Genomic DNA, 19,744 nt, shown 5'->3' with positions numbered 1-19,744 from the left:
GACTCCGACTCCGACTCCGACTCCGACTCCGACTCCGACTCCGACTCCGACTCCGACTCCGACTCCGACTCCGACTCCGACTCCGACTCCGACTCCGACTCCGACTCCGACTCCGACTCCGACTCCGGCGCTCGGGGGCGAAGCAGGTGCAGCAGCGGAAGAAGCACCTCGCGCAGAACGACCTGCGCCCGCGCCGCAGTCATCTCTCGGCGATCCCCAGCTGGTCAGCCCTGCCCATGCGGCCGCAGTGCCGGCGGTCTGGTCCCTGGCGCGTGACCGGCGTGCCGGCGCAATCCCCGCCGCCATGCCGCACGATGGGATGGAAGCAGCCGGAGAAAGAACCGAACCGGTCGAAATCCTGCAGCCGGCCCCCAAGCTGCCGCAGGCTCCCCAGGAGGCTCTGCCGACCGCTGCGACCGCGGCGCCCTTGCCCGAACCTGCAACGGTGCGACACGAGCTCCCGGCCGCTTCCGAGACGAAAGGAAAAGAGCCTCTGCGCACCGAGCCGGTCCTGGAGCCTGCAGCCGATCCGTCACCGTCTGTCGGCGCCCCTTCTGCCGATGCGCTGACAACACAGCCGGTTCCCGATACACGCGCAGCACGTCTGGCCCGACGTCGCAGCCGGCAACCTGGCCATGGACTTCTGCACATCGACTTCGATGCGGGCATCTCGCCCCAGGAGGCTGCGCCTGCCGAGATCGATACGGCCGGTTCCAGCCTCGACCAAGCGCGCTTCGTGCCCGGAAGCACCGAGACCGATACCGCGCCAGAAGCCTCTGGGGCACCTGCGTCCGAGCTGTCGCCCGACACCCTCATACCCGACACGGACGACGAGGAGCCCGATTTCGTGCAGCGCGCGCGCCGCAAGGCACGCTGGCACAGCCTGCCCGTGCGCCTCGGCCTGGGGGCCGGCGTCGTGGCGGGCACGGTCCTGCTCGCAGGACAGGTGATCTACCAGCAGCGCGACATGCTCGATGCCCGCTCTCCCCTTCTGCGCGCCGTCCTGGAGCCGGCCTGTGCCCGCTTCGGCTGCACCATCAAGCCCTGGAAGCACATCGAGTCCGTCGTCATCGACAACAACAGCCTGCGCAAGCTCGACGATACCCATTTCCGCCTGGGCCTCACGCTGCGCAACACGGGCACGCACCCCGTGGCCATGCCAGCGGCCGAGATCGTGCTGCTCAACACCGACGGCAAGGTCCTGTATCGGCGCGTGGCCACGCCGGAAGATCTGCTGGCCCCCGAGGTCCTGCCGCCCAAGGGCGAATGGAGCAACACGCTCATTGTGCGTGTGCCCCGTCCGGCCGGCGCCGATCAGGCCGTGAACAACTATCGCGTGGCCGTGTTCTATCCCTGAGAGGGCTGCGCGGCCCCTGTTTCCTTTTCTTTTCTTCCTGCCCCATGCCTATTCTGATTTCCGGCTCCATGGCCTTCGACGTGCTCATGGAATTCGACGGCCACTTTGCCGACCATATCCTCTCCGATCAGATCGACAAGCTCAATGTCTCCTTCCTGACGCCGCGCATGCGCAGCGACTTCGGGGGATGTGCTGCCAACGTGGCCTATGCCGTCAAGCAGCTCGGCGGAGAGCCGATTCCGGTGGCCTCGATCGGTCAGGATGGCGGCAACTACCTCGAACGGCTGCGCCAGCTCGGCATCGCCACAGACCATATTGCCGTGCTGCCGGACTGCTACACCGCACAGTGCGTGATCGTGACGGACCGGCGCCAGAACCAGTTCACGGCCTTCCACCCGGGCGCCATGGCCGAGGCCCACCTCAACGCCATGCCGCTCGACACGGGCGCCACGGTGGCCATCGTGTCGCCGGATGGCAAGCAGGCCATGCAGGAGCATGCCCAGCAGCTGCACCGGGCGGGCATTCCCTTTGTCTTCGATCCCGGACAGGCCATTTCGCAGTTTGCGGGCGATGAGCTCCATGCCCTGATCGACCAGGCCACCTGGCTCACGCTCAATGAGTACGAGGCCTTCCTGCTGTGCGAGAAGACCGGACTGGAACGCGCAGCCCTGGCCTCACGGCTCCGGGGGCTGATCGTGACCCTGTCGGGACGTGGCTGCGAAATCTGGACGGGCGGCGAAACCACCGTGGTCGAACCCTTCCAGGCCAGCGAGGTCGTGGATCCGACGGGATGTGGCGACGCCTGGCGCGGCGCCCTGATGGTGGGCCTGGAACGTGGCTGGCCCCTCACCCGCGCCGCACGGCTCGGCAACTACATGGGCGCCCGCAAGATCGCCCACCGGGGCCCGCAGAACTACCACATCGATCCCGAGGACGTGGCGGCCTTCTGACGCCTGCCCTCCACAGCCTCCTGCGTGTGGAGGGATGTGCAGAGAACTGCAGAGCCCACGCACAGGGCTCGCGGCCCCATGGCACCAGGACCGGGGGCCACTGCTCTCCGCCGCGACTCAGGGCTTGATGCCGGTGGGGAAGGGCCAGGAGCTTGCTGCCGTGGCCGGAGCTGCGGCGACCTTGCTGCTGCGGCGTGCGGATTTGGCAGTGTCTGCGGCAGGAGTGGCCTTGGGGGCCGCAGCCGCTCCTTCGGCCTTGGGCTTGGAGGCCCGCGACTTGCGCGGTGCGGGCGCGGGCTGCTCGGCTACACCCGCCAGCACTTCCTTTTCGAATTCGGCTGCCTCACGCTTCGTGGCGGCCTGGGCTTCGCGCACAGTCCGTTCGGCCGCACGCACCTTCCGCTTCACGGCACGCTCGACGACCTGCGCCTTGTCAGTCACGGTATCGACCACGTCCTGCGCCTCGGCCGCCACGGTGGCCGCCGCTTCCTTCACCCTGCGACGAACGGTGCGTGCACCGGTGGCTGCAGCGGCTTCGGCAGCCCGGGTATCTCGCGTCACTTCCCGTGCCAGCGCGGTCTCGGATTGCGCCACCCGGGTGCGGGCGCGTGCAGCGCGCACACGCACCTGCTCGACACCTGCGGCAGCGGCTTCCTTGACGGCTTCTGCCGCCTTGCCAGCCTTCTTCTTGACGGTGGCTTTCAGGGCTGCGGCTTCGTGCTGCAGGGTATCGGCAGCCTGCGCCGCCGGAGTCGCGGGGGTGGCATGGGCGGTTTTTCGTGTGGTGACCATTGTTTCTCCTGTGTGCCGTGGAAATGCGCTGCCCGGAGGATGCCGGGGCCGCATCGAGCCATGCTCCCGTCCCCGTGCCTCCGACGCAGACAGCGATTCCGCATCATACTGCCGGACTGCCGGGGGAGCCGGTACGGCGCAGGGGCCGGAGCTCCCCTCTGCGGATTCCTTCCGTCCGTGGCCCGACCGGAAGCTGCGCGGTTTTCGTGACAAAGTACCGATTCACCCGGCCAGACAGCTCCGGTGCTTCCCCCTGCATGCGCAACCTGGCTGCGCTCGCGCCCTAAAATTTCGCCCAATGCGGGGGATTCAGGTACTTTTTCATGGTTTGAGCCGCTGAAAGTCCGGTTCGTACGTGGCATGCCCACGTTTTCCCTGCCTTGTCTCCCTGGCGTCAGGCGCAGACTCTGCACAGGCGATTCGCTCAGGAGTCCTGCCGCAGAGGCTGACATGACGGCGCGCCCTTTCCGGCCTGAAGCCCATGATCGAACCCTCTTCCAACAAACTCAAGGCCCGTGCCTCGGCCAAGGCCTCCAAGCGGGACGCCCGCAAGCGGCAGCTGGCCGACAGTGCCCTGGTGGCCCTGGGCCGCTATGGCTACGCCAATACGTCCATGCGCGACATTGCGGAACAGGCCGGCCTGTCGCTCGGGCTGCTGCATTACTACTTCGAGGACAAGGATCATCTGCTGATCGACTGTGTCACGCGCTACAAGGACGGATTCATCACCAGCGTGGACGCCGTGCTGCAGACGCTCTCCGCTCCCGAGGCCCGCATGGAGCTTCTGGCCCGGCACCTGGCCAGGACCCTGACCACGGATGCCGCCACCCACCGGCTATGGTACGACATCCGCATCCAGAGCACTTTCAACGATGTCTTTGCGCCCATGGTGATGTCCATCGAACAGCGTCTCGTCGACTTGATGCGCCATGTGGCTTCGGATGAAAAGGCCGCGTGCGAGCGTCTGTATGTGGGGCTCGACGGCCTGTTTCTCCATTGCCTGGAGAAGCTGCTCGAAGGACAGCCGCTGGCTGTGGCCGACATGGAAGCCGCCTTCATCGATGTGATGCAGCGTCTGCGCTGAAGGGCCATCGTTTTCCCCTCCATGCGCCGTGCGCCGGGTCAGCGGCGCGCCTCAGGGGCAGGCAACACGCCGGGAGGAAACCAGGCATCGGGCCAGCCGGTGAGGCGGGCGAGCTGAGGCCAGTCGAAGGCGCTGCCGGGATCGGCCTTGCGTCCTGGCGCGATGTGCTGGTGTCCGGCCACCCAGCGGATCGGGTAATGCTGCACAAGCGCCTGCCCCAGTCGAACCAGGGCCGCGTACTGCGCCGGTTCAAAGGGAGTGTCTTCCAGACCTTCGAGCTCGATGCCGATGGAATCGTCGTTGCAGTTGTCCCGGCCGCGCCAGTGTGAGCGGCCCGCGTGCCAGGCGCGGTCATCCGCACTCACAAACTGGCACACGCTGCCGTCCCGGCGAATCACGAAATGGGAAGACACCTCCAGCCCCCGGATCTGCTGGAAGTAAGGATGGGCGTCCCAGTCGAGCGTGTTGGTGAAGAGCTGGGCGATTTCCGGGCCTCCGTACACGCCCGGCGGCAGGCTGATGGAGTGCACCACCAGCAGGTCGATGCTGGCTCCCGCAGGGCGCGGGCCGAAGTTGGGCGACGGCAGATGCCGCACGCCCGAGAGCCAGCCGTCCTGCCAGTGTGCAGGGGCATCGATGGGATGGGCGTGGCGCCGGCTCATGCGATTTCTCCATGGGGGCCGCTGCGGCCATCATCGGCAATGCCCAGCCGCTCCATGCGGTAGCGGATCTGCCGCAGGTTGAGCCCCAGCAGCGCAGCTGCGGCCGTGCGGTTGAACTGGGTGCTGTGCAGGGCGCGCAGCAAGAGGGCACGTTCGTGAGCGTCGACGAATCCGGCCAGATCGCAGGGCAGCGGAACCTCGTCGGCGCGTGGCGGCTGGGGCTCGCGGACCATTCCTGCCCCCGCGCCCACCCGGAAGGCAGTCCCCTGAGGTCCCGCCGCAGAGTGGGCATGATCGCCCTGCGGCGACGAAGGAACGACGGCAGCGGGCAGCCCGGCTGCCGTGGGGGCGTGTGCGCTGGGCAGGCCATCGAGCAGATCGGCCCGCAGGATGTGCCCGTCGCTCAGGGCCCAGCAGCGATGGAGGGTGTTTTCCAGCTCGCGAACATTGCCGGGCAGCGGCAGAGCCTGCAGCCGGGCGAGGAAGTCCGGCTCCAGCACGGGAATCTGCTGCTGTCCCTGTCCTCCTGCAATGCGCCGCAGCAGGGCCTGGCAGAGGGCTGGAATGTCCTCGCGCCGTTCGCGCAGGGGCGGCACCCGCACATCGATGACATTGAGCCGGTAGTAGAGATCCTGCCGGAAGGTGCCGGACTGCACCATGTCGGCCAGATTCTTGTGGGTGGCGCTCACGATGCGGACATCGACGGGCTCTTCCTGGGCCCCACCCAGGGGCCGGACCTGCCGCTCCTGGATGACGCGCAGAAGTTTGGCCTGCATGGCCAGCGGCAGATCGCCGATCTCGTCCAGAAACAGGGTGCCACCGTCGGCAAGCCGGAAGAACCCTTCGCGGTCTGCCACCGCACCGGTATAGGAGCCCTTGCGGGCGCCAAAGAATTCGGCCTCCAGCAAGGCCTCGGGAATGGCTCCGCAGTTCACGGCCACGAAGGGCCCCTTGGCCCGATGGCTGCAGGCATGCAGGCCACGCGCGACCAGCTCCTTGCCCGAGCCGGACTCGCCGAGAATGAGCACGGGAGCCATGCTGGGCGCCACCTTGACGAGGGTGGACTTGAGCTGCCGCATGGCAGGCCCGGAGCCCACCATGCCGTCGAGGGCGGCGGGCCAGGGCTCGGCCGTTCGGCTCTCCTGCGAGGCGAAAGCAGCGGTAGCCCCAGGCATGGCAGGCTGCGCAGAAAGGGAGGCTCCTCCCTGCGGCAGCACCGATGGACGAGGCCGCTCGCCGGTCTTCGGGGCAGGCTCTTCCTGCATGGAACTGCCGACCGGGCCCGCCTGCAGGGCGGCGGCCACCACCCGCCGGAACTGATCGAGATTGACGGGCTTGGTGAGATAGTCAAAGGCTCCTGCCTTGAGGGCCCGCACGGCATTGTCGGCCGAACCGTAGGCCGTGATGACCAGCGCCCGCTCGGACCGGTGCGCGGCGTGCAGCTGTTCGAGCAGCTCCAGCCCCAGTCCGTCGGGCAGGCGCATGTCGGTGATGAGCAGATCGAACTGCTGGCTGCGCAGCAGGGCACGGGCACCTTCCATATCCTCGGCCGTGAAAACCTGGTAGCCGGCGCGCATGAGGGTGATCTCGTAGAGCGCGCGCAGATCGGGCTCGTCATCGACCACGAGGATGCGGGGAGCGGGCATGTTCATGAGGCAGAGAGTTCCTTGAGGGAGGGTCAGAAGAAGGACGAGGCAGGCCCGGCGGGGCCCACCGGCGCAGGTCCTGCCGTGGGCGACCCCTGGGCAGGCATGAGCAGATGGAAGGCATTGCCCTCCCCGTCCGGCAGCCCCTTAAGCGGCAGGTGCGGCGTCTGCGCCAGCACGAGCCGCTGGTAGTGCACATCGGCGCCATAGCGCTGTGCCAGCTCGCGACAGATGTAAAGGCCCAGCCCGGTAGAGCGGCTGTGCCCCGAGGCGAAGGGCTCGAACAGACGTGCCTGCAGCGCGGCATCAAGGGCGGTCCCGGTGCTCCATACCTGCACACGGGCCAAGTGGGGGCCATCCATGCTGGTGCTCAGCACGACACGCGGCAGCGGGGTGGCATCTGCATAGCGCCATGCGTTGTCGAGCAGATTGACGAGGATGCGGCGCAGGTGTTCCGGATCGAAGCGCACCCAGATGTCAGGAGCCCCCAGGCACAGGCGCGTTGCGGCGCTGCCGGGCTCGATCCTGTGCTGATCCCGCCATTCGCGGGCCAGCCGCTCGACGACCTCGTCGAGGCGCAGGGCGGCCACCTGGTCGATGGAGGTAGGCTCCATGCGCGAGATGTCGAGCACATCGCGCACGATCCGCCCCAGCCGCTCCACATGGGTCAGCACCATGCCGCTGAGCTTCTTCTGCAGTGGCTGGTCGAGCTCCTCGTCGAGCAGCTGAGAAGCCTGCGAAATGGCGGCCAGAGGATTGCGGATCTCGTGGGCCACGGCGGCCGACATGCGCCCCATGGCCGCCAGCTTCTCGGTGCGCACCTGCTGCTGGAGCACCTGCATGTCCTGCAGATACAGCAGGCACATGCGCTCGGTGCGGTCCGCGCGCTGATCGTGGGAAAGCACCGTGCGCACCATGAGGTGGACCGTGGCATCGTCGGACGTCATCAGCAGCACCTCGGAAGACAGGCCCTGCCCTCCGCGAAAGCTCTGCCGCACCAGGTCGGTCAGGGGCTGCAGGGCCTCGATGTCCTGCATGAACTGTCCAGGCAGCCGGCTCGTGAGCGGCAGGTGCAGCATGCACAGGGCCGTGCGGTTGGTGGCTCGGATGCGCCCGTTGGCACTGACGACCATCACCCCGTCGGGTACATTCTGCACGACCAGATCGTTGATGCGCCCCCGCAGCCGGGCAAGGCGCTGGTTCTCGTAGGAGCGCAGCTGCTGAATGCCCAGATTGCGCGCCAGCAGATGCAGCGCCCAGCTCACCAGCAGCATCACGCACAGGTACACCGTCATCTGCGCCAGGAACATCCAGCCCCCGCTGCCCATGAGCGCGCCCACATGCCAGCTCCCCAGACTGATGAGCAGGCCCGCCAGCAGGGCGCTGAGCGCCGTCATGCGCCAGGTGCCAAGCACCGCGCACACCAGCGGCGGCAGCGCCAGCAGCGGGAAATAGCTCACCGAGGATCCCGCCGGCTCAGCCCAGCCGATCACGAAATAGACCGCGAGATCGAGCCCCACGGTATAGGGCCAGTACTGCTCGAAATCGGCCCCGAGACGCACCGGTGCCATGCGGAACCGCGCGAACGCCGTCGCTGCCATGTAGGCCACGAAGAAGACGACCAGACCCACCCAGCCCCGGCTGCTTCCCATGCCATCGACACCGCGCGCCATGAGCAGGAGCGCCAGCACCAGAATGGCAATCATCAGGCGTGCCGTCATGAAGCCGAGCCAGATGCGCCCGGCGGCAAACTCCTCGCTGAAGGCGCGCGGAAGCTCGTCGGCCGTCAGCTGTGCCTGCACCCAGGTACCCTCGTCTGCCGCAGCCTGCATGTCGGCCTGGGCCACCACCTCAGGCTCGTGTGCCGAGGACTCGTCCAGAAAGGAGGTGTCGGGCCGCTCCCTCATGGGCGTCGCGCATCCTGGGACGCCGGGGACACGGCCCCCGCCTCGGCATGCTCGGTGCAGCAAAAGCTCTGCCCGTGGGCCTGTACCGCCTCCTGGCGGGGCACGTGCAGCCCGCAGCGCGCGCAGGGCACCATGTCCTGCGGCCCGGCCACGCGCGCGGTCTGCGGGCGTGGCCCTGCCCCCGCCGTGCGCCCGGCCGAAGGCGGAAACCTGCGATGGGCATGGGGGCCCCATATCCGGTAGACCACCCACACCACGACCAGCACCACCAGGAACTTCATGGCTGTCCTCCGACGGAGATCATTCGGCCGGACGGTGAAGCAGCACTTCGAGCACGAAGCTCGACCCCACATAGGCCAGCAGCAGCAGGATTCCGCCCAGATAGATCATGCGCACCGAACGCTGCCCGCGCCAGCCGAAGCGGTAGCGGCCTGCGAGCAGAACCGCCAGCACCAGCCACGAGAGCACGGAAAACACCGTCTTGTGATTCCAGCGCAGGCTGCCCACGGCCGCGCCACCATACAGCTGCTCGCCGAAGATCCACCCCTGGGCAATCGTCACCGTGAGCAGTATGAAGGCCAGCAGCACGAACCGGAACGTCAACCGCTCCAGCGTCATGAGGGGCAGTTGCCCGTGCTGGCCGTTTCCCTCGGTGGGCTGCAGCAGCCCGCCGCCCAGGCGCATATGGCGCTCGGCTCGCCCCATGAGCCAGGCGTGCAGCACCGCCACCGCCAGCAGCCCATACGATGCCATGCCCAGCATCAGGTGCAGCGGCAGCCATTCGGAGGCATGCGGATGCAGCTCGTTGCCCGGGAACAGCCAGGCCAGCATCACCGTCACCGCCCCCACCAGTGCCAGCCGCCAGCGCAGCTGCAGCAGGGAGTAGGTACGGCTCTCCACGGCATACACCAGGAGCGCCCACCAGGCCGTCATCGACAGCGCCGGACCGAATCCGAAGCGCGGTGGCTGCGTGAGCCCCAGCCACAGCGCCACGGCCTGACAGCCCCAGGCAATGGCAAGCGCTACCGCACCGCTGCGACCGATATGCTCGCGCACATGCGTCAAGGTGGCGGCCAGCAGATAGGCCGCAGCGCTTGCGAGGGTAAAGAGGGACACGTAGGACTGGGCACTGGCTACAATCATGGCTACAGTTTATCCCGTCCCGCCGCCGCCATGGCGGCCGATTCCGCGGTTGATTTCGCCCTTTCGACAGGCTTGCGCTGCCGCACGGCTGCCCACCCTGCCCTGCTGCACGCAGTCTCTTTCTCCTCGCCCCATCCATGGCCTCCGCACTTACCGACAAACTCTCTCGCCTCGTCAAGAACCTCAGCGGCCAGGCGCGCATCACCGAAGGCAACGTCTCCGACATGCTGCGCGAGGTGCGCATGGCCCTGCTGGAGGCCGACGTGGCTCTGCCGGTCGTGCGCGACTTCATCGCCCGCGTCAAGGACAAGGCCATGGGGCAGGAGGTGCTCGGCAGCCTCAAGCCAGGTCAGGCGCTCGTGGGCATCGTCAACCGGGAGCTGGCCGCCACCATGGGCGAGGGGGTGAGCGACCTCAATCTCGCGGTGCAGCCCCCGGCCGTCATCCTGATGGCGGGTCTGCAGGGCGCGGGCAAGACCACCACCACCGCCAAGCTCGCCAAATACCTCATCGAGAAACGCCGCAAGAAGGTGCTCACCGTCTCGGGCGACGTGTACCGCCCCGCCGCCATCGAGCAGCTGCGCACCGTCACCGAACAGGTCGGAGCGGAGTGGTTCCCCAGCACTCCGGACCAGAAGCCGGTCGACATCGCCCTTGCCGCGCTCGACTACGCCCGCAGGCACTACATCGACGTGCTGCTCGTCGACACGGCCGGCCGCCTGGCCATCGACGAACCCCTGATGGCTGAAATCAAGGCCCTGCACACGGCCATCCACCCGGTGGAGACCCTGCTGGTCGTCGACGCCATGCAGGGCCAGGATGCCGCCAACACCGCCCGCGCCTTCAAGGAGGCCCTGCCTCTCACAGGGGTGGTGCTCACCAAGCTCGACGGCGACGCCCGCGGCGGTGCCGCCCTGTCGGTGCGCCAGATTGCCCAGGCCCCCATCAAGTTCGCAGGCGTGAGCGAGAAGATGGACGGGCTGGAGCTCTTCGATGCCGAACGGCACGCCGGCCGCATCCTCGGCATGGGCGACATCGTGGCCCTGGTCGAGCAGGTGACCGCAGGTGTCGACCTGCAGGCCGCCCAGAAGCTCGCCGCCAAGGTCAAGAGCGGCGACAGCTTCGACCTCAACGACTTCCTCGGCCAGCTCCAGCAGATGAAGCAGATGGGCGGGCTCTCCAGCCTCATGGACAAGCTGCCCGCCCAGATCAGCGCCAAGGCCACGAGCACCGATCTCGAACGCGCCGAAAAGGACATCCGCCGCAAGGAAGGCATCATCTCCAGCATGACTGCGCTGGAGCGCAGAAAGCCCGAGCTCATCAAGGCCAGCCGCAAGCGCCGCATTGCCACGGGGGCCGGCGTGCAGGTGCAGGAAGTCAACCGCCTGCTCAAGGAATTCGAGCAGATGCGCGACATGATGAAGAAGATGAAGGGCGGCGGCCTCATGAAAATGATGCGCCGCATGGGCGGCATGAAGGGACTCAAGGGTCTCATGGGGGGAGACATGAGCGGCCTCGGCGGCGGTGGCTTCCCCGGCATGCCTCACTGAACGTCCATGGGAATGTAAGGGTGAGCACGCGCAGCGTGCGCCTGCACGCGGGGACGATGCGCCCTGCGGCAGCGGCCACGCCAGAGCCCCCATCGCCACGCGATTCAGGCTCCTTGTTCTCTTTCCGGCCCGTCTGATCCTGCCGAGTCGACCGATGGGCCTATGCCTGTCGCGCAGCCGGTGCCCTGGGCTGCGCCTGCAGCTCTTCTGTCTGTGACAGAGCCCCCAGCTGCCGCTGGGCCGCCATGCGGCCGCAGACCAGATCGCACAGCCCGTACACGGTGTCGTCGGCGATCGCGCAATACACGCTGGTGCCCCGGGCCGTACGGCTCACCAGTCCCCGCTGCGCCATCAGGGCCAGATGCCGCGAGGCGTTGGCCGTGCTCGTGCCCACGAGCCGCGCGAGCTCGCCCACGCTCCGCTCCCCGCCCCGCAGCGCATTGAGCAGCTCCAGCCGCATGGGCTCGGCGAGCGCCTGAAAGTAGCCTGCCACCCGCTGGAGTGCCTCAGGCGGCAGCCGATCCATGGGAAGCACAGGAAAACTCGGGGGCATGGGAATGGAGAGGTGCAGAAAAATCAGGAACACCCACAGGCACCCCCAGCGCACCGCATGGCTGTGGCGTACCTGGGGACACCGGCACGGCCGGTCTACGCGACACGGACATCCTGCGGCGGCTGTCCGGCATTATCCTGCTATTCAATCAATTACGTAACTTGTTATATGATCCGCGCATCACCGAAACACCGGTCCTGCGCATGGAGTGCAATTACATGAAGCGTCTTTCCCTTGCAGTGGCGGCAGCAGGCCTGCTCGCGCCGTGGATGTACCACGTGGCCCAGAGTGCCGATGCGCCCGCCCGTGCCCCGCTGGCGGCCGTGGCCGTGCAGGCCTCCCATGCGGCCGGACAGGTGTCCTACGAAGGGCAGGTCGAGGCCGTGCGCCAGACCACCGTGGCAGCCCAGGTGCCTGGTGCCGTGCTCAGTCTGCCGGTCAAGGCGGGTCAGCGCGTGCAGGCTGGCGAGGTGCTGGCCCGGCTCGATGCCCGGGCCGCCGACCAGGCCAGCATCGCGGGGCGCGCGCAGCAGGAAGTCGCAGCCCGCGACCTGGAACGCAAGCGCCAGCTCTATGCCCGCCAGTACATCAGCAAGGCGGCCCTCGAACAGGCGGAGGCTGCCTACAAGGCCGCTGCCGCACAGGCCACGGCCGCACAGACCACCTCCGGCTTCCATGTCATCCGTGCGCCCTATGCGGGCGTGGTGTCGGCCGTGGCGGTCGAGCAGGGCGACATGGCCATGCCGGGGCGCCCCCTGCTCACCGTGTACGATCCTGCAGCCCTGCGCGTGACGGCCCAGGTGCCGGCTTCGGCCTTGCGCCAGGTGAGCGTGGCACAGGCGCGCGTGGACATTGCAGGCCGCATGGTCACCCCCATCCGGGTCGAGATTCTGCCCACGGTCGATCCCCGCAGCATGACGCAGCAGGTGCGCGCCACCCTGCCCGGCGGTCTGGCCGTGGCACCCGGGCAGTTCGCCCGCCTCTGGCTGCCGCAGGGCACTGCCTCCGAAGGCATGGCGCTGTCAGGCGACAACCTGCAGGTGCCGCTCAAGGCCATCGTGCGGCGCGCCGAAATGACGGGGCTCTACGTGCTCGACCAGAACAGCCGTCCCCTGCTGCGCCAGGTGCGCCTGGGCCGCGCCCATGGCGACACGGTGGAGATTCTCTCCGGCCTGCAGGCTGGCGAGCGGGTCGTGACCGATCCGCAGGCCGCTGCCCGCGCACAGTGACGTCCCACGGAACCCTTTCCCATGCGTGATGCCATGCCCCCCACCCCCGACACCTCCGGCAAGACGGCCCGCCTGGGCATCTCCGGCCGGATCGCCGCCTTCTTCGAGGCAGCCCAGATCACCCCGCTCCTGGCCCTGGTGGCCTTTCTGCTGGGTCTGTTCGCCATTCTGGTAACGCCCCGCGAGGAAGAACCCCAGATCGACGTGACGATGGCCAACGTCATCATCCCCTTCCCCGGTGCAGCGGCGCAGGACGTGGAATCGCTCGTCGCCACACCGGCCGAGCAGGTGCTCTCGCAGATGACGGGGGTGGACCACGTCATGAGCGTGTCGCGCTCGGGCGTGGCGGTGCTGACCGTGCAGTTCAAGGTCGGCGTCAAGCGCAACGATGCGCTGGTGCGTCTGTACGATACCGTGGGCGCCAATTCGGACTGGCTGCCCAAGGGGCTCGGGGTGCTGGCCCCGGTCATCAAGCCCAAGGGCATCGACGACGTGCCCATCGTGGCCCTGACCCTGCACAGCCAGCGCCCCGACAGCAGTGCCTATGACCTCGAACGCGTGGCCCACAGCATCGAGGCCGATCTCAAGCGCGTGCCCGGCACCCGCGAGGTCACCACCCTCGGCGGCCCGGGTCATGCCATTCTGGTCGAGCTCGATCCCGCACGCCTGGCCGCGTCGGGCCTGACGGTGCAGGACCTGCACCGTGCACTCGAAGGGGCCAATTTCGGCATGCCGCTCGGCGATCTGCTCCATGCCAACCGCGCCATCGAGCTCGAATCGGGCCCATATCTGCACAATGCCGACGAAGTGGCCGATCTGGTCGTGGGCTCCAGCGGAGGCAAGCCGGTGTTCCTGCGCGAGGTGGCCACCATCCGCGACGGTGCGCCGCCGCCCACCCGTTACGTGTGGTATGGCGCTCCCGTGCACTCCGCCGGCAACCAGGCCAGCGCCGCCACCGGCACCGAGTCTCCGGCCGTGACCATTGCCGTCACCAAGAAGCCGGGCGAGAACGCCATCGACGTGGCCAACGCCGTCATGACCCGCGTGGATCAACTCAAGAACACCGTGATCCCTGCCGACGTGCAGGTATCCGAGACGCGCAACTACGGCGCCACCGCCAACGACAAGGCCACCAAGCTCATCGAGAAGCTGCTGTTCGCCACCGCCTCCGTCGTGGCCCTGGTGTTCTTTGCCCTGGGCCGGCGCGAGGCAGCCATCGTGGGAACTGCGGTGATCCTGACCCTCACGGTCACGCTGTTTGCGTCATGGGCGTGGGGGTTCACGCTCAACCGTGTGTCGCTGTTCGCACTGATCTTCTCGATCGGCATTCTGGTGGATGACGCCATCGTGGTGGTCGAGAACATCCACCGCCATCAGGCGCTCGAACCGGGCAAGTCGCTGCGCGAGATCATTCCGGGCGCAGTCGACGAAGTGGGCGGCCCCACCATTCTGGCCACCCTCACCGTCATTGCCGCCCTGCTGCCGATGGCCTTCGTGAGCGGGCTCATGGGCCCCTACATGAGCCCCATTCCCATCAACGCGAGCATGGGCATGCTGCTGTCGCTGACCATTGCCTTCATCGTCACGCCGTGGCTGTCGCGCATGTGGCTCAAGCCATCCTCCGGCCACGACGCGGCTGCCGGCCATGCACAGGGCCAGGGGCTGACCGGCAAGCTCACCCCGATCTTTCACCGCATTTTCGACCCGCTGCTCGACGCACGGCGCGGGCGCCGCAACCGCCGCCTGCTCGGTCTGGCCGTGGCCGGGCTGATTGCCGTGTCGATGCTCCTGCCTGCGCTGGGGCTGGTGGTGCTCAAGATGCTGCCATTCGACAACAAGAGCGAGTTTCAGGTCGTGGTGGACATGCCTGCCGGCACCCCGGTCGAGAAGACCGCCGCCGTCATGCACGAGATGGGCGCCTACCTGGTCACGGTCCCCGAAGTGGAAAACTACCAAGCCTACGCCGGCACCGCCTCGCCCATCAACTTCAACGGTCTGGTGCGCCAGTACTACCTGCGCGCCGAGGGCGACCGGGGCGACATGCAGGTCAACCTCGTGGACAAGCACCACCGCAAGGAGCAGAGCCACGCCATCGCCACCCGCGTGCGCCCCCACCTGCAGGAAATCGCCCGCCGCTTCGGTGCCAATGTGAAGGTCGTCGAAGTGCCGCCGGGGCCCCCCGTGCTCTCCCCGATCGTGGCCGAGGTCTATGGTCCCGAGCCCGAGGGCCGCGCGCAGATCGTGCATGCCCTGCGCCAGGTGTTCACGCACACGCCCAATGTGGTCGACGTGGACGACACCACCACCGCCCAGGCACCCAAGATCAACCTCATCGTCGACCGCCGCAAGGCCGCGCAGCTGGGCGTGCCGCAGCAGGCCATCGTCACCACGCTGCGGGCAGGTCTTTCGGGCGATGCCGCCACTTTCCTGCACGACCAGAGCCGCTACGCGGTGCCCACCGTGCTGCAGCTGCCCGCCGAATCCCAGGGCAGCCTCGATACCCTGCTGCAACTGCAGGTCCGCAGTGCCAGCGGGACGCTGGTGCCCATCCGGGAGCTGGTCACCCCCAGTGACAGCCAGCGCGAGCAGACCATCTACCACAAGGACCTGCTGCCCGTGAGCTTCGTCACCGGCGACATGGCCGGCAGCAACGACAGCCCGCTCTACGGCATGTTCAAGATGCGCAGTCACCTCGCCGACATCGCTACGCCCAACGGAGGCAAGGTCGAGGAGTTCTTCATCCACCAGCCGCAGGACCCCTACCGGAACTATGCCGTCAAGTGGGATGGCGAATGGCAGATCACCTACGAAACCTTCCGCGACATGGGCGCCGCCTATGCGGTGGGCCTGATCCTGATCTACCTGCTGGTGGTGGCACAGTTCGGCTCGTACCTGGTGCCCCTCATCATCATGGCCCCCATCCCGCTCACCATCATCGGCGTGATGCCAGGACACGCGCTGCTGCATGCCCAGTTCACCGCCACCAGCATGATCGGCATGATCGCGCTCGCCGGCATCATCGTGCGCAACTCCATCCTGCTGGTCGACTTCATCCGCCTGGAGCTGGCACGGGGCGTGCCCTTCGAGCAGGCCATCGTCCACAGCGCCATCACCCGGGCCCAGCCCATCCTGCTCACGGGCCTCGCCGCCATGATCGGGGCACTCTTCATCCTCGATGACCCGATCTTCAATGGCCTGGCCATCTCCCTGATCTTCGGCATCTTCGTCTCCACCATCCTCACGCTGGTCGTGATCCCGATCCTGTATTACGTGGCCTACCGCAGGCAACATGCGGAGTCCCCGACTTCCCCCCACGGTCCGACAGAGGCCGACCACGGCGCCAAAGCCACCTGACCCAGAGCCACAAGGAGACAACCATGGCCCACATCGTCATCATGGGAGCCGGACTCGGCGGCCTTCCCGCCGCCTACGAGCTGCGCTCCGCCCTGCCCGAAGAGCACCGCGTCACGGTCGTCAGTGCCGTGGACTACTTCCAGTTCGTCCCCTCGAACCCCTGGATCGCGGTGGGCTGGCGCAAGCGCGACGACATCGTCCTCGCCCTGGAGCCCCTGCTCGCACGCAAGCACATCGGCTTCATTGCCAGTGCCGTCCGCGCGATCGACGCCCTGTCCAGCACCCTGACGCTCGACAACGGCCAGACCCTGTCCTACGACTATCTCGTCATCGCCACCGGGCCACGGCTCGCCTTCGAGGAGGTGCCCGGCTCCGGCCCGCTGGGAGGACACACGCACTCCATCTGCACGGTGGACCACGCCGAACGCTTCTGGGCCGACTACCAGCAGTTCCTGACCCAGCCCGGCCCCATCGTCATCGGAGCCATGCCCGGCGCCAGCTGCTTCGGCCCGGCCTACGAGTTCGCCTTCGTGGTGGCGGCCGATCTGCGCCGCCGCAAGCTGCGCCACCAGGTCCCCATCACCTACGTCACCAGCGAACCCTACATCGGCCATCTGGGCCTGGGCGGCGTGGGAGACAGCAAGAGCATGCTCGAAAGCGAGCTGCGCAGCCAGGACATCCGCTGGATCACAAACGCACGCACCACCCGCGTCGACGACGGCTCGCTCCATGTGGAGCAGCTCGACGACAACGGCCAGGTCATCCGCGAGCACGACGTCCCCTTCCGCCTGTCCATGATGCTGCCCGCCTTCAGGGGCGTGGAAGCCGTGGCCGCTGTGCCGAGGCTGTGCAACCCGCGCGGCTTTGTGCTCATCGACGAGTTCCAGCGCAGCAAGGCCTACCGCAACATCTTCTCGGCCGGGGTCTGCGTGGCCATTCCGCCGGTCGAGGCCACGCCCGTGCCCACCGGCGCCCCCAAGACCGGCTACATGATCGAGACCATGATCAGCGCCATCACCCACAACATCGTCGCCGACCTCACCGGCGGCACTGCCGACGCCACCGCCACCTGGAACGCCATCTGCCTGGCCGACATGGGCGACACCGGCGCCGCCTTCGTCGCCCTGCCCCAGATCCCGCCGCGCAACGTGAGCTGGTTCCGCAAGGGCAAGTGGGTGCACCTCGGCAAGATCGCCTTCGAGAAATACTTCCTCAACAAGATGAAGACCGGCAACGCCGAGCCCATCTACGAGAAATACATCCTGGGTCTGCTCGGCATCACGCGGCTCCACAAGCCCACCGATCCCACCTGAGACCGCTCTACACACGGAGTACCGCATGACATCCTGGCAACCGGCCCGCCCCCTCGGCGCCCTCGCCCTGGCACTGGCCACCACCGTCACCCTGCCGGCATGGGGCCAGTCCACCCCGGCCGTCACCCCGCTGCCGCGGGGACAGACCCTCACCCTGATGCAGGCCTGGCAGGCAGCCACCCAGCATGACCGCCAGCTCGACGTGGCCCGTGCCGACCAGGCAGCGGCCCAGACCCGCCGCGACCAGGCGGCCGCACTGTGGAAACCCTCCGTCTTCGTCAACGCCGGTGCCGGCTGGGGCGCCGGCTCCACCCGCATGGAAGGCGCCCAGTTCTCCGCTCCCGGCATGGGGCCCATGACCCAGGCCAACTTTGCCACCTCCGTCACCGACGGCACCGCCACCCGCTGGGGCGTCACGCTCCAGCAGCCCCTCTTCAGCCCTGCACGCTCGGCCCAGCGTGCCCAGCTCGCTCTTTCGGCCGACATGGGCGACACCGCCTGGCAGGCTGCACGCACCGACACCATGCTCCAGACCGCCGAGCGCTACCTGGCCCTGGCCCTGGCCGAAGAGCGCGTGCGCGTGCTGGGCGTGCAGCAGCAATCCGTGGCGCGCACCACGCAGGAAGCCCACGAACGCTTCCGCCTGGGCGACGCTCCCGTCACCGACACCCATGAAGCCGACGCCGAAAACTCCGGCATCCAGGCCCAGATCGCCGCTGCCATGCTCGATCTGAACGTGCGCCGGCAGGCCCTGGCCGACAGCACCGGCATGGCATCCCCCACGGCCCTGCTGCCCACCGACTCCACCTGGATCGCCCGCGCTCCCTCCGGCACTCTCGCCACATGGCTCGATGCAGCCCACTCCCGGAACCTGCAGCTCATCAGCCTGCGCCAGGCCCTGGAAATGGCACGCCAGAACGTCCGCAAGCAGGCCCCCATGGCGGGCATGTCCGTCGATCTGGTCGCCCAGGCAGGGCAGGACAAACTCACCGGCAGCGGCGACTTCGGCTCTGGCGCCACCACCCGCAACACCAACCGCATGATCGGCGTGCAAATCACCATTCCGCTCTATACCGGCGGCATGGCCAGCGCCCAGCAGCAGGAAGCCATACGCCTGCGCGAAAAGGCCCAGGCCCAGCTCGACGCCACCCAGCAGCAGATCGACCGCCAAGTCGAGGCCGCCTGGTGGGGGCTCCAGGCCGGACAGGCCCGCCTGCAGGCCCTCGCACAGGCCCGCCAGGCCATGCATTCCCGGCTCGATGCCACCCGCATGGGCCATACCCTCGGGGACCGCTCCACCCTCGACCTGCTGGCAGCCGAAAGCGCCCATGCCCAGAGCGTGCTGGCCCTCGCGGAAGCCCGCAACACCCAGGTTCTCAACCACCTGCGCCTCGCAGCCCTCGCCAACCAGCTCGACGACGCGCTCCTGCAGCAGGTCAGCCAGCACCTCACCACCGTCCCCACGGCCACAACCATCGCCGCAGTCCCCCCAGGCAGCAACGCTTCCAGCCGGACTTCTTCCCATGCGGCCCGCACATCGGCTCCGCACCGGCGCGCTGCACGTGCGGTGCCGACGCAAGGCAGCTGATGCAGCACGCGTGCTGCCCTCGGGAGAGGGCCCAGACCCACGCGCAATGGCGAGGCCATGTCAGGCGTGATCAGTTGCCCGAGTCAGTGGTATCCGCAGGGTAGTAGCACACATGCCGACTGGCGTCATAGAGCTGTGCCGGCCGGCACACAGTGAACATGGCAGCCACCGTCTCGGCCACCAGACGGCTCGGCCGCGGGTAATGCGCCACAAACACGGTCCGTACCCGGCTCTCTCCCTCGGCCAGTGGATACGGCTGACAATTCACGCTGTTGCTGATGGCGCCTCCGCTCCCGAACCGGGAAACGAGCGCTTTCTGATAGGCCTGACAGATCTGGCTGGCCGACGTGCCGCTGGCATAGGCCATCTCCAGTCGCGCCACCCGAATCTCCGGCACTTTCTGCGTCATATCGACATGGGCGTACAGCTCCCGAGCCGCATACGGCCGGCTCGCTCGCGCCAGATAGCTGTCGATCGGCACCACGGCCGAGGGATTCCTGACCTCTCCGGCCAGGGACATCCCTACGCCCAGCACACTCCCTCCTGCCAGCAAGATGCTGCCCCACACACGACGGCTCGACGACATACCTCTACTCCTCAGAGTCTGATTTCGGAA

16 protein-coding genes are annotated in these 19,744 nt (G+C 67.7%); 8 read left to right on the top strand and 8 right to left on the bottom strand.

What is annotated here, in order from left to right; all coding sequences use genetic code 11:
* Positions 1-304: 304 nt before the first annotated feature.
* Together ACE3P9_RS10900 and ACE3P9_RS10895 are read left to right on the top strand one after the other, a co-directional pair.
* Entirely contained in the window at positions 305-1,357 is a 1,053-nt protein-coding gene (locus ACE3P9_RS10900) for a DUF3426 domain-containing protein (protein ID WP_374494148.1), read from the top strand.
* A gap of 44 nt (positions 1,358-1,401) precedes the next feature.
* The gene (locus ACE3P9_RS10895; protein ID WP_374494146.1) at positions 1,402-2,307 is read left to right on the top strand and encodes a carbohydrate kinase family protein; all 906 of its coding nucleotides are present in this window, start codon (positions 1,402-1,404) and stop codon (positions 2,305-2,307) included.
* Between the two features lie 117 nt (positions 2,308-2,424).
* On the opposite strand, the gene ACE3P9_RS10890 is transcribed toward ACE3P9_RS10895, so the two are convergent.
* On the bottom strand, positions 2,425-3,099 hold the full coding sequence (locus ACE3P9_RS10890) for a hypothetical protein (RefSeq protein ID WP_374494144.1): 675 nt from the start codon (positions 3,097-3,099) through the stop codon (positions 2,425-2,427).
* Positions 3,100-3,580: 481 nt separating this feature from the next.
* Here ACE3P9_RS10890 and ACE3P9_RS10885 point away from each other — a divergent pair, with 481 nt between their 5' ends.
* Positions 3,581-4,183: a TetR/AcrR family transcriptional regulator gene (locus ACE3P9_RS10885; RefSeq protein ID WP_374494142.1), complete on the top strand. Its 603-nt coding sequence runs from the start codon at positions 3,581-3,583 to the stop codon at positions 4,181-4,183.
* Between the two features lie 38 nt (positions 4,184-4,221).
* Here the strand turns inward: ACE3P9_RS10885 and ampD are convergent, their stop codons facing one another.
* The 5 genes from ampD to ACE3P9_RS10860 are packed head-to-tail and all read right to left on the bottom strand — an operon-like array spanning position 4,222 to position 9,541.
* On the bottom strand, positions 4,222-4,845 hold the full coding sequence (gene ampD / locus ACE3P9_RS10880; protein ID WP_374494140.1) for a 1,6-anhydro-N-acetylmuramyl-L-alanine amidase AmpD: 624 nt from the start codon (positions 4,843-4,845) through the stop codon (positions 4,222-4,224).
* On the bottom strand, positions 4,842-6,497 hold the full coding sequence (locus tag ACE3P9_RS10875; RefSeq protein WP_374494138.1) for a sigma-54-dependent transcriptional regulator: 1,656 nt from the start codon (positions 6,495-6,497) through the stop codon (positions 4,842-4,844). Before ACE3P9_RS10875 ends, ampD begins: the two co-directional genes overlap by 4 nt.
* 26 nt (positions 6,498-6,523) lie before the next feature.
* Positions 6,524-8,398, bottom strand: a complete 1,875-nt coding sequence (locus ACE3P9_RS10870) for a PAS domain-containing sensor histidine kinase (protein WP_374494137.1) — start codon at positions 8,396-8,398, stop codon at positions 6,524-6,526.
* Entirely contained in the window at positions 8,395-8,679 is a 285-nt protein-coding gene (locus ACE3P9_RS10865; protein WP_374494135.1) for a PP0621 family protein, read from the bottom strand. The genes ACE3P9_RS10870 and ACE3P9_RS10865 overlap by 4 nt, the downstream gene beginning before the upstream one ends.
* Positions 8,680-8,698: 19 nt before the next feature.
* Positions 8,699-9,541, bottom strand: coding sequence for an inner membrane protein YpjD (locus ACE3P9_RS10860; protein ID WP_374494132.1), 843 nt, complete (start codon positions 9,539-9,541; stop codon positions 8,699-8,701).
* Positions 9,542-9,678: 137 nt separating this feature from the next.
* On the opposite strand from ACE3P9_RS10860, the gene ffh reads away from it, so the two are divergent.
* Positions 9,679-11,091 carry a signal recognition particle protein gene (gene ffh, locus ACE3P9_RS10855; protein ID WP_374494131.1) on the top strand — a complete coding sequence of 471 codons (1,413 nt, stop codon included), beginning with the start codon at positions 9,679-9,681 and terminating at the stop codon, positions 11,089-11,091.
* Positions 11,092-11,251: 160 nt separating this feature from the next.
* Here the strand turns inward: ffh and ACE3P9_RS10850 are convergent, their stop codons facing one another.
* Complete coding sequence (locus ACE3P9_RS10850; RefSeq protein WP_374494129.1) at positions 11,252-11,617, bottom strand: ArsR/SmtB family transcription factor; 366 nt, start codon at positions 11,615-11,617, stop codon at positions 11,252-11,254.
* Between the two features lie 245 nt (positions 11,618-11,862).
* Here ACE3P9_RS10850 and ACE3P9_RS10845 point away from each other — a divergent pair, with 245 nt between their 5' ends.
* From ACE3P9_RS10845 to ACE3P9_RS10830, 4 genes are read left to right on the top strand one after another with little or no spacing between them, the layout of a single operon-like run.
* Positions 11,863-12,873 carry an efflux RND transporter periplasmic adaptor subunit gene (locus ACE3P9_RS10845; RefSeq protein WP_374494126.1) on the top strand — a complete coding sequence of 337 codons (1,011 nt, stop codon included), beginning with the start codon at positions 11,863-11,865 and terminating at the stop codon, positions 12,871-12,873.
* A 21-nt stretch (positions 12,874-12,894) separates the two neighbouring features.
* Positions 12,895-16,227: an efflux RND transporter permease subunit gene (locus tag ACE3P9_RS10840; protein WP_374494124.1), complete on the top strand. Its 3,333-nt coding sequence runs from the start codon at positions 12,895-12,897 to the stop codon at positions 16,225-16,227.
* Positions 16,228-16,250: 23 nt separating this feature from the next.
* The gene (locus ACE3P9_RS10835) at positions 16,251-17,540 is read left to right on the top strand and encodes an NAD(P)/FAD-dependent oxidoreductase (protein ID WP_374494123.1); all 1,290 of its coding nucleotides are present in this window, start codon (positions 16,251-16,253) and stop codon (positions 17,538-17,540) included.
* Between the two features lie 25 nt (positions 17,541-17,565).
* Positions 17,566-19,128 carry a TolC family protein gene (locus tag ACE3P9_RS10830; protein WP_374494122.1) on the top strand — a complete coding sequence of 521 codons (1,563 nt, stop codon included), beginning with the start codon at positions 17,566-17,568 and terminating at the stop codon, positions 19,126-19,128.
* Positions 19,129-19,198: 70 nt separating this feature from the next.
* Here ACE3P9_RS10830 and ACE3P9_RS10825 read toward each other — a convergent pair whose 3' ends face one another.
* A complete protein-coding gene (locus ACE3P9_RS10825) occupies positions 19,199-19,714 on the bottom strand; it encodes a hypothetical protein (RefSeq protein ID WP_374494121.1) in 516 nt (171 codons plus the stop codon).
* Positions 19,715-19,744 lie beyond the last annotated feature (30 nt).

Source organism: Allobrachymonas sp., from assembly GCF_041912815.1.
GTDB lineage: Bacteria > Pseudomonadota > Gammaproteobacteria > Burkholderiales > Burkholderiaceae_C > Brachymonas.
Note: the sequence above shows the minus strand (reverse complement) of the source record. Positions and strands in the feature narration are given on the sequence as shown.